A 14,536-nucleotide genomic window follows, 5' to 3' on the forward strand; every position below is an offset into this window, starting at 1 on the left:
TGTTAATGCTGAGGGCTTGATATGCTTATTTTTGTAATTGTTTTCTTTCTGATTTTTTTAGTTGGGATAAATAAAATTTGTTGTAAAGACAATATTTCACGATTATGTGTTAATATTCATACGATATGGTGGTCTTTATTGGTTGTTATATCATTGCTTAATATGTTTTCAATGAAGGATGTATCTTTGTTTACATATTTTTTGATATGTTCTTATTATATTTCGTTTAATATTGGCTTTTTGATGGCAAATTACGTTTTTGGAAGTAAAGTATATGCGCTTTGTAATCCTACTAAGAATTTGGATTATTATTTACGTAGTAGAGTTTTTAATATTGCATTGTTGTTATTTGCTATATTTTCAATATATTTAGTTTATCGCTTTTTAGATGTAATATTAATTTCTACATTTGCTGAAGCTCATTTGCTTAGCATCGATTATGAATTATATGGGTCTCCTTTAGCCATGATCATTTTTAATAATGCAACGGTGCCGTTATCTTATTTTTCAATGGTCTTGTTTGCGTTCTTATACCTGAAAAGAAATTTTAGTTTAGTGTTTTTGTGTTTGTTTTTCTATATTACATTGGTCTTTCTAGTAGGATTTGATAAGGGTACTATATTAATGTTTGTTCTGCAATTTGTTTTGATTTGTTTGCTCTTGTATAAAGTCGATATGTCTTATATAGTCGGATGCTATAGTATGAACAAACGTCAAATAACAAAATCTGTAATATTTGTTATGATATTGATTATGATAACAGGTGTTTTGAGTTCTTTGAGAAAGACAGATCGTATAGATATAGTTCTTCTTAGTTTGTACGATTCTTTATGCGATTTTTTAGAGGAAATTGTTGTGTATTTAGTTGGTCCATTTAGAGCTTTAGACTATGCGGTGAATTCTGATTATTTTTTGGATAAACTAGGTGGTTGTTATTTTGGAGAGGCTACATTTTTAGGTTTTAATAAGCTTCTTGATTGGATATTCTCACTGGTCGGAATAGATTATAATAGCTCATATGAGCTTGTAGGTAATACATTGCAGGAGACTTCTGTGGACATTAATTCTTCTGCAACTTCCTTTAATTTTGCTTTCTCTTCAATTCTGTATTATTATCTTGATTTTAAGGTTTTGGGTGTAATTACTATTCCTTTTTGTCTTGGAATTGTATTAAGAATATTAATAAATAAATTTCATCGTTATCCATCAATTCCTGCTTTTGCTTTGTTTGTCTATTTGCTTACTATTTGCTTGACAGGTTTCTTTACTTGGGATTTATCAAAACCGGGGCCTGCTGCCTATTGCCTGTATTTGTTGTTTTTCCATTATTCTTTTGTGTTTAAAAGAGTTTATACATAATGTTTGTAAATAGAATATAGTAATGAAAGTATCTGTAGCTATGGCTGTTTATAATGGAGAGAAATATGTGAGAGATCAGATTGTTTCTATACTCAGCCAGTTGAGAAAGGATGATGAACTTATCATATCCTATGATGAATCGTCTGATAATTCATTGTCAATATTGACAGAGTTCGCTCAGTCTGATAAAAGGGTGAAGATATATGATAATCCCTATAAACCAGGTGTTGTGAAAAACTTTCAAAATGCGGTGGAACATTGTTTGGGGGATATTATCTTTCTGTCAGATCAAGATGACGTGTGGTTGCCTAATAAAGTCGATAAGGTACTTCGTGAATTTGAAAATCCCCATGTTGCCGTAGTGATTCATGATTCAAAGCTTACAGATTCAGACTTGAATGTAAGGTTTAAGTCAACGTTTAAATTAAGAGGTGGTGTAAGAACCTCTTTCTTGGGAAATATATATAGGCTTAGCTATATTGGATGTTGTATGGCTTTCAGATCCTTTTATAAGGAACTGGTGGTACCTTTCCCTACAATTTATAGATCTCATGATTGGTGGATAGGGAGTATGTTATCTTGTGGAAAAACAAAAATTAAAGCTATAGATGAAGCTTTGATTCTGCATCGTGAGCATGCGAATAATGCGACGCCTAAAAGTAGACCTCCATTGAACTATCAGCTTCAAGTTCGTTGGATTATTATAAAAAATGTAATAGCCAGATATCTCTATAAAATCAGGATTGATAAATCTCATAATCTCTAGTCTTATGTCAATGTCTCTTTTTAAAATATATAGTAAGATAGCTCTGTTATCACCTAGGATTGAAGTCTTACTTCGACAAATGTATTGGTATAATCACAATTTAGTATCGAGATATAATCCTAATACGGTTTCGGCAAGTATATTTCCTGTGACAGACATACATACTGTTGATTTTGATGCGATTCTTGAACGTTTAGAGGGCTGGGGAGTTCGTAAAGGTTCTTTATTAATAGTTCACTCTTCATACGACTCATTAAAAGCTACGGGATTGTCTCCTCTTGAGATAATAAATAAACTTCGTGGTTTGATAGGAGAAGAAGGCACTCTTGCTATGCCTGTAATACGACATTATAAAAATGAGCCATCTCCAATTGAGAAATTAAAACGAGATTTCGTTTACCCTGAATGTGTGTATAATCCAAAAAGGACACCTGTTGTATCAGGCTTATTGCCCACTTTCTTGATGAGGATGCCTGACGCTGAAATAAGTCTGCATCCATTGAATCCTCTCTGTGCCATAGGTCCTTTAGCCAAAGATATGATGCGGCATAATATTGAAGGGGACATTCCATCTCCGCATGGCATTTATTCTGCATGGCATTTTTGTGTGAGTCATAATGCTTTCGTGTGTAGTTTAGGAACAGATCTTAGGCACCATAATACTATTGGACATGTGGCTGAAGAGGCTTTTGGTAATTGGTATTGGGGTGATGATGATTGGTATAGTGTTCGGAATTTTAGAATAGAAATAGAGAGAAATAATACTATTGATTTAAAGGTTAAGGAGCGAAAAGCTAAGTGGGGAATGTTGCATCAAGCAGAGCTGAATAGATATAAAGATCTCTTAGATAATAGAATTATCAAATCTCAAAGATTTGATAATGTCCTAGTTGAATTTGAAGAATCTTCTAAACTTATAAACTATCTAATGTCTAAGAATAGTAGGGGTTATCCATATTTTAAATAAACGATTAATAGATGTTGTTATCATGAATAATTTAGAAAAACTTAATCAAGCATTTGTCGATGCTTTTGCTATTGATAAAAAATACTTAAAGGATTTGGTATATAAAGGTGTTAGCAATTGGGATTCTGTAGGTCAAATGGTTTTGATCGCTAACCTTGAGGAAGCCTTTGATATTGAAATAAAATCTGATGATATTATGGATATAAATTCTTATAAGGCTGCGGTGTTGATTCTTATGCGAAAATATAATATATCGTTCTAAGATGTTTGATTTGCAGAAGTATTCCTCAAGATTGGCTATAAGATCTGATATAGGAGAATCTATTACATATGCTGAGTTAACTGTTGAGACGGAAAAATTTCACGACGCAATTCCGTATGATGGTCTTGTTTTCATTCTTTGTGAAAACGTAATGGGTTCCTTGTTAGGTTATATATCATGTATGACTAAACATATTCCATGTGTCTTATTAGATGGAAGTAAGGACATAGAGCTTATTCAGCATCTTATTGCTATCTATCATCCTGAGTTCATTTGGTTATCTCAAAAAAGGGTTGGAGAATTTGTTGGTACTGTTATTTACAAATATGAAAATTATTCTATGCTGCAAATGCGGTACGATAGGGATTTCAGTGAAAAAGATAAAGCGATCAACCCAAATTTACTCTTATGTTTGACTACATCAGGTAGTACGGCTTCTCCTAAGTTTGTTAGGCTCTCTGAAAAAAATCTGAGAAGTAATGCGGAGTCTATCGCAGAGTATCTTCAGATTGATGAGAATGAACGCCCCGTGATGTCGTTGCCAATGTATTATAGTTTTGGTATGTCGGTTATTAACTCTCATTTAATTAAAGGTGCTACTATTTTACTGACTGATAAAACAGTGTTGCAGCGTGATTTCTGGGACTTTATTAAAGAAGAAAAAGCGACATCTATTGCCGGTGTTCCATATACGTATGAGATGTTGAGACGTTTAAAATTTTTCTGTATGGATTTGCCTTATTTGAAGACAATGACGCAAGCGGGGGGTAAGATGAATTCTGCTTACGTAAAGGAATATGTGGATTTTGCAGAGGCAAACAATAAGCGATTTGTTGTAATGTATGGCCAGACAGAGGCCTCTCCTCGAATGAGTTATCTTCCTCATGACAAGGCGGTTGATAAATACGCGTCAATTGGCATAGCTATACCAGGAGGTAAATTCTCATTGATAGATGCCGGAGGCGATGTCATAAAGGATGCCGATGTTGAGGGAGAATTGGTATACGAGGGGGAGAATGTCTGTTGGGGATATTCTGAAAAACGACAAGATTTACAACTGGGCGATGAAAATCACGGAATCCTTTATACGGGCGATATAGCTAAAAGGGATGTAGATGGCTTTTTCTATATAGAGGGACGTATGAAAAGATTTGTGAAGGTTATGGGTAATCGTTGTAATTTGGATGCTGTTGAGCAATTTGTGAAGGTTATTACAGCTGATTGCGCATGTGTTGGTGTGGATGATCGAATTTCTGTTTTTGTGACACAGAATGGATTGGAAGATGATATAAAGCATTTTTTGGTAGCAAAAACCGGTTTTAATCAGAGTGTTTTTCGTGTACTTGTTATAGCTGTTATTCCTAAATCTAATTCTGGTAAAATACAATATCCAGAATTGCAGAGAATGTTATAAACATGGTAAATAGATTAGAGAAAGGTTTTGCTCCTTTATGCTTCATTCAAGAGGGTAAACTTATTTGCTATAAAAGGGGATGTTTGTGGGTTTTGGCTGGGAATAAAGTGTTAGATAAATATCCAATATTTAATAGTGCCAAAGAGTTTCTTATAGGTGCGATAAATCCTTTTTCCCGTCTGTTAAGACTCGGTATCCGCGCCTCTATCGCCTTGGATGAGAATCGTGTTTTGCTTTCTAGGGGAAATCATATTTTTGAGTTGGATCTGTTGTCGGGCGAACGCTCCGGAGGGTATTTTATCGGGGAAGGCTTGCGCCCTTTGGCTTTTACGAAGATAGAGGGCATAAGAGGTTTTGACGATGCGGTAGTGTTTGGGGGATATCTCATGAATATGGATAAGGAACCTGTGCATATATACAAGCGGAAGTCTGTCGATCAATGGGAGGTGGTCTATACATTTGAGCGGGGTGTCATCAATCATGTGCATGCTATCGTGGCTGATCCTTATCGGGATTGTCTCTGGGCCTTTACCGGGGATTTCGATGAGGCTTCTGCAATCTGGAGGATCACGGATAATTTCAAAAGGGTGGAACGGGTAGCCTGGAATGACCAGCAATATAGGGGATGTGTTGTATTCCCGGTGAGAGAAGGCTTGTTGTATGCAACGGATGCCCCCTTCGCCAAGAATTATATTTACTTGATGAATCCGGATACGATGGAATTAAAGAGGATTGCACCGATTGACGGATCTTGCATCTATGGATGCCAATGCGGTGATCAATTTGTCTTCTCGTCTACGGTGGAACCGGACGGAAGGGATAGCTCTTTATTCAAGCTCTTTACGAGCCGTAAGCGAGGGGCTGGCATCACGGATATGTATGTGCATCTCTATTGTGGAAATATGGAAAAGGGATTTAGGGAGATCTACAAGGAGAGGAAGGATCTTTGGCCTTATGCGTTTCAGTTTGGTGTCTTTCGTTTTCCTTCTGGGAGGAATGATGCAAATACTTTATATTTTCAGCCTATAGCTACAAATAAAAATGATTTAAGTCTGTTAGCTTTAGATTTATCTGGGAAGTAATAATTTTAATATATATCATGTCAATTTTTAAAGACAAAACCCTGCTAATCACAGGTGGTACGGGTTCCTTTGGAAATGCTGTGCTTCGTCGTTTCTTAGATAGCGACATTAAGGAGGTTCGTATCTTCTCGCGAGATGAGAAGAAACAGGATGATATGCGTCATTTCTTGCAGGCACAACGTCCGGAGGTAGCTCATAAGGTGAAATTTTATATTGGTAATGTTCGCCAGCGTGAAGCGGTGGATTTCGCTATGACTGGTGTGGATTATGTGTTCTCTGCCGCTGCCCTTAAGCAGGTTCCTAGTTGTGAATTCTTCCCTATGGAGGCTGTGCGTACGAACGTGGAGGGTACAAATAACGTGTTGCTTTCCGCTATCGCTCATGGTGTGAAAAATGTGGTGGTGCTTTCTACCGATAAGGCTGCCTATCCTATCAACGCCATGGGGATCTCTAAATCTATGATGGAGAAGGTTGCTATTGCTCAAGGTCGTGCTTTGGGACAGAACGCAAAGACTACTATTTGCTGTACCCGTTATGGTAACGTTATGGCGAGCCGTGGCTCGGTGATCCCTTTGTGGGTAGAGCAGATGATGGATGGTAAGCCGATCACTATCACGGATCCAAATATGACTCGTTTTATGATGACTTTGGATGATGCCGTGGATTTGGTGGTGTATGCCTTCACGCATGGTGAGAATGGTGATCTATTCGTGCAGAAAGCCCCTGCCGCTACACTTTCTACGCTGGCTACGGCTTTGAAAGAGGTTTATGCCAAGGTGGATCCTGTGTATGGCGATACGGAGGTGAAGGTGATCGGTACCCGCCACGGTGAGAAACTCTATGAGACGTTGGTGACCCGTGAGGAGATGGCCAAGGCTGTTGATATGGGTAACTATTACCGTATTCCATGTGATAACCGAGACTTGAACTATGATAAGTTCTTTACTGAGGGTTCTCATAAGGTTGAGCAGGTAGAGGAGTATCATTCCCATAATACCACCCGTCTCGATGTGGAGGACATGAAGGAAATGTTGCATAGACTTAATTTTATTCGTGAAGATCTGGGTTTACAAGCAAGAGTGAAAACTAAGGAAATACGTTCTGAGTAATAACTACCTGTATGAAAATATTAGTCTTGGGTGCTTCCGGTATGGCTGGCCATACTATTGCGCTTTATTTTAAAGAGCAAGGACATGAGGTGTATGCGTTCTCTCGCAAGCAATTTCTTTTTTGTACATGGATTGGTGGAGATGCATTTGATATAGATTTCTTGAAAAATATAGTAACTACAGGCAATTACGATGCTATAATTAATTGCATTGGTTTGTTGAATCAATTTGCTGATTCGGCTCCTGAAAAGGCTGTTTATATTAATAGTTATCTTCCTCATCAAATTGTAGCTTGGCTGACAGATACTCCGACACGCTTTATCCAGATGAGTACGGATTGTGTGTTTGCTGGTAATACAGGACCTTATGATGAGTGCTCCGTACCTGATGGATGTTCCTATTATGATAGGACAAAGGCATTGGGTGAGATTATGGATGATAAAAACCTTACCTTTAGAAATTCTATTATTGGTCCGGACATTAATGAACATGGAATAGGCCTTTTTCATTGGTTTATGAAACAACATACTCCAATAAATGGCTTTACAAAAGCTATATGGACAGGGGTTACTACTTTAACCCTTGCAAAAGCAATGGAACGTGCTCTACAAACAAACCTTACCGGATTATATAATTTGGTAAATAACGAAAGTATTAATAAATATAACTTGCTATGTCTCTTTAATAAGTACTTTAGAAATAACGAGATTCAGATAGCGAAGTCTGAAAAATTGGTTTTAGATAAGACCTTACTCAATAAGCGTACTGATTTTGATTTTGAGGTACCTTCTTACGAACAGATGATTATAGAGATGAAAGAGTGGGTTGATAACCATAAAGATATTTATCCTTTATATTGATTGGCTATATGGGAAAATTAAAATTAATGACTATTTTAGGTACTCGGCCTGAAATAATAAAGATGTCTGCCATTATTAAAAAGTGTGATAAGTATTTTGAACATTATCTTGTTCATACAGGGCAGAACTATGATTATACTTTAAACGAAGTGTTTTTTAAAGATCTAGCTTTGCGTGAGCCTGACTATTACTTAAATGTGGTTGGTGAAAACATAGGCCAGACCATGGCGAATGTGATCTCTAAGAGCTATGAATTGATGGTAGAAATAAAACCAGATGCTGTAATTGTGTTAGGTGATACTAATAGTTGCCTTTCTATTATTTCCGCAAAACGTTTGAAAATTCCGATATTTCATATGGAAGCAGGAAATCGTTGTAAAGATGAGAATTTACCTGAAGAGGTAATCAGAAGAATTGTAGATGTAACTAGCGATGTGAATCTTTGTTATAGCGAACATGCTCGTCGTTATATCCTTGATGCGGGGGTTAGGCCTGAGAATACTTATGTCGTCGGATCTCCTATGCGTGAGGTGTTGGATGGATGTATAGAACAAATTAATTCAAGTAAAGTATTAGGGCGTTTAGGGTTGGAAAGACATAAATATATCCTACTTTCAGCTCATCGCGAGGAAAATATAGATATTGAAGCTAATTTTTTCTCCTTGATGAATGCGGTTAATGCTATGGCTGATAAGTATAATATGCCTATTCTTTATTCTTGTCATCCTCGTAGCAAAAAGTTTATTGAGCAACGTGGGTTTAAGTTTGATAAACGAGTGATTCAAAGTAAACCATTAGGATTCCATGATTATAACCATTTACAACAGCATGCTTTTTGTGTGGTATCAGATAGTGGGACAGTTCCGGAAGAAGCTAGTTTCTTTAAATTTCCAGCGGTAAGTATTCGTACATCAACAGAGCGTCCGGAAGCTATGGATAAGGGCGTCTTTGTTATAGGGTCAATTTCTACAGAACAAGTATTACAGGCCGTTGATCTTGCTGTAGAAATGCATCTTTGTGGAGATTATGGATTAACGGTACCAGCTTATGATGATAGCAATGTATCCACTAAGGTGGTTAAGTTGATACAGAGTTATACAGGTATTATAAATAAGATGGTTTGGCGAAAATAAAGTAATATATGAATATTGTTTTTTTAACATTAGTAAGGATCTCAGATGTGTCTCAAAGGGGTATTTATACAGACTTATTGAGATTATTTCTAGAGAGAGGTCATTCTGTATATGTCGTGTCTGCGAATGAACGAAGATATGGAGGGAAAACAGAAGTTGTTGATTCTGGTCGATTACATATATTGAAAGTTAAAACTTTAAATATTCAAAAGACCAATTATATAGAGAAGGGTATAGGGGTACTTCTTTTAGAGAATCAATATATGTCTGCAATTAATAAATATTGGAATAATATACATTTTGACTTGATATTGTATTCTACGCCTCCTATTACGTTGAATGGTGTAATTCTGTATTTGAAGAATAAAAATAATGCAAAAACATATTTAATGTTAAAAGATATATTCCCTCAAAATGCAGTTGATCTAGGCTTATTATCTAAAAAAAGCTTGTTATATAAAATGTTTAGGAGAAAAGAGAAAAAACTATATAGCATATCAGACTACATTGGATGTACATCTCCTGCTAACATCGATTTTTTGATAGAGCATAATAAACAAATAGATAAGAGTAAATTGGAGATATGTCCTAATAGCGTTGAACTTCATGAAATGGAGTATTTTAGTAAGGATAATAGTGAATTTCTTGAAAAATTGAATATACCATCTGATAAGACTTTATTTATTTACGGAGGAAATTTAGGCGAACCTCAAGGATTGGATTTTTTGCTTAGAATAGTAGAAGCTAACGAGTTAAGGGCAGATTCATATATAATCATTATTGGTGGAGGTACTGGTTATGCAAAAGTAAAGAGATGGTTTGATGTTCATCTTCCTAAGAATGCTTTATTAATTCCTTATTTACCAAAAGCCGAATATGATAAGATAGTATGTTTATGTGATGTCGGACTGGTTCTGCTTGATCATCGCTTTACTGTTCCAAATACTCCTTCGCGTATGTTGTCGTATTTAGAATGTAGACTTCCAATATTATTGGCAACAGACATCGTTACCGATGCTGGAAGAATTGCTGAATCTAATGATTTTGGACGTTGGACAGTATCTGGAAATTTAGAAGAATTTATGAGTTTAATGCAGTATATGTCTGAGGATGGAAACAGACGTGTCGTAATGGGGAGAAATGGATATGATTTTTTGATGAATAATTGGACTGTGGAGCATACCTATAATTCTATTATGCGTCATTTCAGGTCGTAAGTAGTCAAATTAGGGGCCAATCATAGAATAAATGGTTTCGCTGTCAGAGTGTTCCCCCCCTAAGTTCTCAAAGGTTGTTAAATCAATCATTCGAGAATGCCTCCAGTGTATGGGAATATCGAAGGATCGTAGGATAGTAAAGTTGTTTACCTATGATAATCGTACAATGCAGGCAGTAGACGACGAGATAGCATAGTCTGCTGTGACGAGCCCTGGTACAAGGTTCGCAAATACGATAATTAATGAATGTTTTGGTGATATAAAGTAAAAGCATTAACTTTGTGAAAAACATGGATATATGAAAATAACAGCGATCATACCTGAATCCGATTCATATTGGAATGTACTGAAGGATCTTAGTGATGAGGTGAAATTGGATTTAATATCTTGTCTAAGCCAATCGTTGCTTCGTTCCAAGGCTGAGAAAAAAACAATCTCCGCCAGTTTTTTTTATGGCGTATGGGAAGACTCGGATTCTATTGAGGTGGGTCGTTTAGTGAAAGAAGTGAGTGAAGCCCGGAGTTAGGGCGTATACAAGGTTTACGGCGTAGGACACAGAATTTGGACGAGCTCGTAAGTGCCTAAGGGGGTTGCCTGTCGTGGATTCTTTCGATATGTTTGCTTCGGAAAAAGCCCGTCTACGTTTAGCGGGGACTCCTATGGAAGATAATTTTGATTTATTGATTGGTTGCACCTCCGTGATTCACCGGATGGTAATGGTGACTGAAAATCTTAAGGATTTCAAGAATATATCGAATATCCGCTTGGAGAATTGGATCTGGAGGTGAAAAGTTTTCAAATATTAGAATACCAAATACTTAACATTTTCTGAAGCTGATGTAGTTTATTTGTTTATAGGGTATATTAGCTTGCCTCTTTTATCGTTTAATAATTGATCATGTACAAAGATTTTTGGAAGAGGGTGATTGATTTCATCCTCTCACTTCTTACGTTGGCTATCCTGTGGCCGATACTACTTGTCATAACCATTTGGCTGCATTTCGCTAATAAGGGGGCAGGGGCTTTCTTTTTACAGGAACGTCCGGGTAAGAATGGAAAGATATTCAAGGTTGTCAAGTTCAAGACCATGACGGATGAGCGGGATGCGGAAGGGAATCTGTTACCAGATGCCGACCGATTAACGAATGTAGGCAGGTTTGTTCGTTCTACTTCGATTGACGAGTTACCGCAGTTGATCAATGTAGTGAAAGGGGATATGGCTTTGATTGGTCCTCGGCCTCTTTTGTCGCAATATTTGCCTCTTTACTCAGAAGAGCAAGCGAGAAGGCATGAGGTTCGTCCGGGGATTACAGGTTGGGCACAATGCCATGGGCGCAATGCGATCAGCTGGACGGAGAAGTTTAAGCTGGATGTTTGGTATGTGGATCATTGCTCTTTCCTGACAGATTTAAAAGTGATAGGTATAACAATCAAAAAAGTCCTCGTACGTGATGGTATCTCTCAAGAGGGAAACGCAACGATGGAGGCTTTTAATGGACATAATTAGTTTGAGAGATGAAAGATATAGCAATTTATGGCGCAGGTGGTTTTGGACGTGAGGTCGCTTGCTTGATAGAAAGAATTAATAAAGCCAGAGAAACTCCTATATGGAATTTTATTGGTTTTTTTGATGATGGCATTCCTTCAACCAATGATTATCCACAAGGTCCAGTTTTGGGTGATATTAATGTCTTGAATACGTGGAAAACAAGTTTATCTATTACTGTTGCAATAGGCTCTCCAAAGACACTTAAATCGATTGTTGATAATATAACTAATAAAAAGATTGACTATCCAAATCTTGTGGATCCTAGTGCTGTATTATATGAGATACCACAAATAGGTATAGGTAATATTATAACTGCTAATTGTGTATTTACTACTAACATAAAACTTGGATCTTATAATATTTTTAATATTGGGACAATTATACCACATGATGTTATAATAGGAGATTTTAATGTCTTTAATCCTTATGTAAATGTATCTGGTAATACATTTATAGGAAATAGAAATCTTTTTGGAGTAAAATGTACGATAATTCAAGGAAAGACTATTGGGGATAATAATAATATCGGTGCAGGGTCGGTTGTTTTGAATTCAATCGATTCTTGCAAATCGCTTTTAGGTAATCCAGCGATAAATTCAATATTAATTTTGAAAGAATATTTTCGAATTGTAAAAAAAGAAAAACAAGCAAAATGAAAAAGAAAGTACTTGATATCATTAATGAGATTCGTGCTGCAAAAGATCTGACCGCAGTTGAAAAATTAAATTCAGAAGACAATCTTCGTGACAATCTTGGTCTGAACTCTTTTGATTTAGCAGAGCTCACCGTAAAGATTGAGGATGAGTTTGACATTGATATCTTCGAGGATGGATTGGTGAACACGATTGGTGAAATCTACGAGAAGCTTGCTTGATTGCGAATGGAAAGATTTCTTTTGAACAGCGGCTTTGTGTATAGTTATGGGCAATTGCTTGCTTCGCTCAACGAAAGCGATAGCTATTTCCCTCTCTATAAACAACCGAATTTGTATCTCTTCTTTGTTAATCTCATCAAAGCATTGGCAAACAATGCACCATTGGTGTTGCTTGATGCGGACTTGAACGAGGCTGAGATTGAAGGGTTAAATGTAGCTGAAATAAATGCGCCAAAAGCGATTACTTCAGCTATGTTTAAGGATATGGGAGTTGTTGTAGATGCAGTGAAGCGTTCTACGTCAGAAATCACTATTTTCACTTCAGGAACGACAGGACAACCTAAGAAGGTGGCCCATAGCGTCCAAACGCTTACAAGAGCGGTTCGCTTGGGCGACAAATATACAAGTCAGGTGTGGGCGTATGCCTACAATCCAACACACATGGCGGGCTTGCAAGTGTTCTTTCAAGCCTTTATGAATCAGAATTTCTTGGTGAACGTGTTCAATAAAAGTCGTGCAGAGGTTTATGAACTGATTGAGAACGAATCTGTTACGCATGTATCTGCAACACCTACATTCTATCGTTTGCTATTGCCTTTCGAGAAAGCTTATCAGACCGTTTTGCGGGTGACGCTTGGTGGAGAGAAATCCGATAAGAAGCTTTACGACTCGATCGAAAAGATTTTCCCTAATGCGAAAATCAATAATGTGTATGCTTCTACAGAAGCGGGCACTTTGTTTGCGGCAAAGGGGGATTGCTTCCAGATTCCAGTGGCTATTTGCGATAAGTTCTTGATTCAAGAGGAGGAGTTGCTGATTCATAAGTCACTGTTAGGCCAGTCGGAGAGTTTCAAGTTTGATGGTGATTATTATCATTCGGGCGATTTGATTGAATGGGTGGATGAGACTACCGGCTTGTTCCGCTTCAAGAGTCGCAAGAACGAGCTCATCAATGTGGGGGGCTATAAGGTTAATCCGGGGGAAACTGAAAAGGCGATCCTTGAAATCGATGGGGTTCAGCAGGCTTTGGTTTATGGCAAGGCCAACTCAATCCTTGGCAATGTGCTTTGTGCGGAAGTTCAACTGGTGGAAGGTTCAACTTTGACTGAATTGGAAATTCGTACTCACTTGAAAGAGCAATTGCAGGACTTTAAGATTCCTCGTCGGATAAAATTTGTCGAATCATTCTCATTAACAAGAACAGGTAAAATCAAACGATCATGAATATACTGGTAACCGGTTGCTCACGGGGTGTGGGTTTGGAAATTTGTAAGGTATTTCTGGAGCAGTGCCATGTAGTGTATGGTGTAGCTCGTAGTCATACGGAAGAGTTTAAGGCTTTGGAAGCTGAATATGCTGGTAAGCTCTTTTTTAAAAGTGTTGATCTAAGTGACAGCGAAGGGGTGAGAAAGGCGATCTTTAAGGAGTTCGTTGGAAATAAAATCGTATTGCACGCTTATGTAAATAATGCCGCCATGGCATATGATGATATCGTGACCAATCTAAACTTAGATAGACTGAAGGCGATGTATGACGTGAATGTGTTTACACCAATGATGATGACAAAATACGCTATACGTAATATGCTTCTTCACCATACTCGTGGTGCAATTGTGCATATCTCAAGTATCAGTGCGCATACGGGATACAAGGGTCTTGCTATGTATGCTGCCTCGAAAGGTGCGCTTGAGGCTTTTTCAAAGGATACGGCTCGTGAATGGGGTGGCTTAGGCATTCGCTCGAATGTTGTAGTTCCGGGATTTATGGAGACCACCATGAGTTCAACGCTTACTGACGATCAAAAAGATAGAATTTACAAACGTACTTCGATGAAGGCAGCTACCAGCGTTCGTTCAGTAGCGGAAACAGTGGCTTTTTTGGTAAGTGAGAAAGCATGTAGCATCACTGGGCAGAATGTGCATGTAGATAATGGAACAATCTAAT

Annotated in this window: 17 protein-coding genes; all 17 read left to right on the plus strand. The window is 37.4% G+C overall.

Annotated elements, in window-relative coordinates; all coding sequences use genetic code 11:
• Positions 1-21 precede the first annotated feature (21 nt).
• The 17 genes from NBH07_RS10595 to NBH07_RS10670 all read left to right on the plus strand — a co-directional run bounded on the left by NBH07_RS10595 (position 22) and on the right by NBH07_RS10670 (position 14,535).
• Positions 22-1,359 carry an O-antigen polymerase gene (locus NBH07_RS10595; protein WP_009018246.1) on the plus strand — a complete coding sequence of 446 codons (1,338 nt, stop codon included), beginning with the start codon at positions 22-24 and terminating at the stop codon, positions 1,357-1,359.
• 22 nt (positions 1,360-1,381) lie between these two features.
• Complete coding sequence (locus NBH07_RS10600) at positions 1,382-2,125, plus strand: glycosyltransferase (RefSeq protein ID WP_009018247.1); 744 nt, start codon at positions 1,382-1,384, stop codon at positions 2,123-2,125.
• A gap of 148 nt (positions 2,126-2,273) precedes the next feature.
• Positions 2,274-3,092, plus strand: a complete 819-nt coding sequence (locus NBH07_RS10605; RefSeq protein WP_158593837.1) for an AAC(3) family N-acetyltransferase — start codon at positions 2,274-2,276, stop codon at positions 3,090-3,092.
• Between the two features lie 22 nt (positions 3,093-3,114).
• Entirely contained in the window at positions 3,115-3,354 is a 240-nt protein-coding gene (locus NBH07_RS10610) for an acyl carrier protein (protein WP_009018249.1), read from the plus strand.
• Between the two features lies 1 nt (position 3,355).
• Positions 3,356-4,768 (plus strand): AMP-binding protein, encoded by a 1,413-nt coding sequence (locus NBH07_RS10615; RefSeq protein WP_039848856.1) that lies wholly within the window; start codon positions 3,356-3,358, stop codon positions 4,766-4,768.
• Between the two features lie 2 nt (positions 4,769-4,770).
• Positions 4,771-5,850 (plus strand): hypothetical protein, encoded by a 1,080-nt coding sequence (locus NBH07_RS10620; RefSeq protein ID WP_083785456.1) that lies wholly within the window; start codon positions 4,771-4,773, stop codon positions 5,848-5,850.
• 17 nt (positions 5,851-5,867) lie between these two features.
• Complete coding sequence (locus tag NBH07_RS10625) at positions 5,868-6,959, plus strand: polysaccharide biosynthesis protein (protein WP_009018252.1); 1,092 nt, start codon at positions 5,868-5,870, stop codon at positions 6,957-6,959.
• Positions 6,960-6,970: 11 nt separating this feature from the next.
• Positions 6,971-7,819, plus strand: coding sequence for an SDR family oxidoreductase (locus NBH07_RS10630; RefSeq protein WP_009018253.1), 849 nt, complete (start codon positions 6,971-6,973; stop codon positions 7,817-7,819).
• An 8-nt stretch (positions 7,820-7,827) separates the two neighbouring features.
• The gene (gene wecB / locus NBH07_RS10635; RefSeq protein ID WP_009018254.1) at positions 7,828-8,952 is read left to right on the plus strand and encodes a non-hydrolyzing UDP-N-acetylglucosamine 2-epimerase; all 1,125 of its coding nucleotides are present in this window, start codon (positions 7,828-7,830) and stop codon (positions 8,950-8,952) included.
• A gap of 8 nt (positions 8,953-8,960) precedes the next feature.
• The gene (locus NBH07_RS10640; RefSeq protein ID WP_009018255.1) at positions 8,961-10,169 is read left to right on the plus strand and encodes a glycosyltransferase family 4 protein; all 1,209 of its coding nucleotides are present in this window, start codon (positions 8,961-8,963) and stop codon (positions 10,167-10,169) included.
• Between the two features lie 298 nt (positions 10,170-10,467).
• Positions 10,468-10,695, plus strand: coding sequence for a hypothetical protein (locus tag NBH07_RS10645; RefSeq protein WP_009018256.1), 228 nt, complete (start codon positions 10,468-10,470; stop codon positions 10,693-10,695).
• Positions 10,696-10,828: 133 nt separating this feature from the next.
• A complete protein-coding gene (locus NBH07_RS22470) occupies positions 10,829-10,957 on the plus strand; it encodes a PIN domain-containing protein (RefSeq protein ID WP_255348936.1) in 129 nt (42 codons plus the stop codon).
• A 110-nt stretch (positions 10,958-11,067) separates the two neighbouring features.
• On the plus strand, positions 11,068-11,676 hold the full coding sequence (locus NBH07_RS10650) for a sugar transferase (protein WP_039848857.1): 609 nt from the start codon (positions 11,068-11,070) through the stop codon (positions 11,674-11,676).
• Between the two features lie 8 nt (positions 11,677-11,684).
• Entirely contained in the window at positions 11,685-12,374 is a 690-nt protein-coding gene (locus NBH07_RS10655) for a PglD-related sugar-binding protein (RefSeq protein ID WP_009018259.1), read from the plus strand.
• Positions 12,371-12,592, plus strand: a complete 222-nt coding sequence (locus tag NBH07_RS10660; protein WP_008780230.1) for a phosphopantetheine-binding protein — start codon at positions 12,371-12,373, stop codon at positions 12,590-12,592. Before NBH07_RS10655 ends, NBH07_RS10660 begins: the two co-directional genes overlap by 4 nt.
• Positions 12,593-12,598: 6 nt before the next feature.
• Positions 12,599-13,816 (plus strand): ANL family adenylate-forming protein, encoded by a 1,218-nt coding sequence (locus NBH07_RS10665; protein WP_008780231.1) that lies wholly within the window; start codon positions 12,599-12,601, stop codon positions 13,814-13,816.
• Positions 13,813-14,535 (plus strand): SDR family oxidoreductase, encoded by a 723-nt coding sequence (locus NBH07_RS10670; protein WP_008780232.1) that lies wholly within the window; start codon positions 13,813-13,815, stop codon positions 14,533-14,535. The genes NBH07_RS10665 and NBH07_RS10670 overlap by 4 nt, the downstream gene beginning before the upstream one ends.
• The last annotated feature ends 1 nt before the right edge of the window (position 14,536 follow it).

It is taken from the genome of Parabacteroides sp. B2-S-102, from assembly GCF_023656665.1.
Lineage (GTDB): Bacteria > Bacteroidota > Bacteroidia > Bacteroidales > Tannerellaceae > Parabacteroides > Parabacteroides distasonis.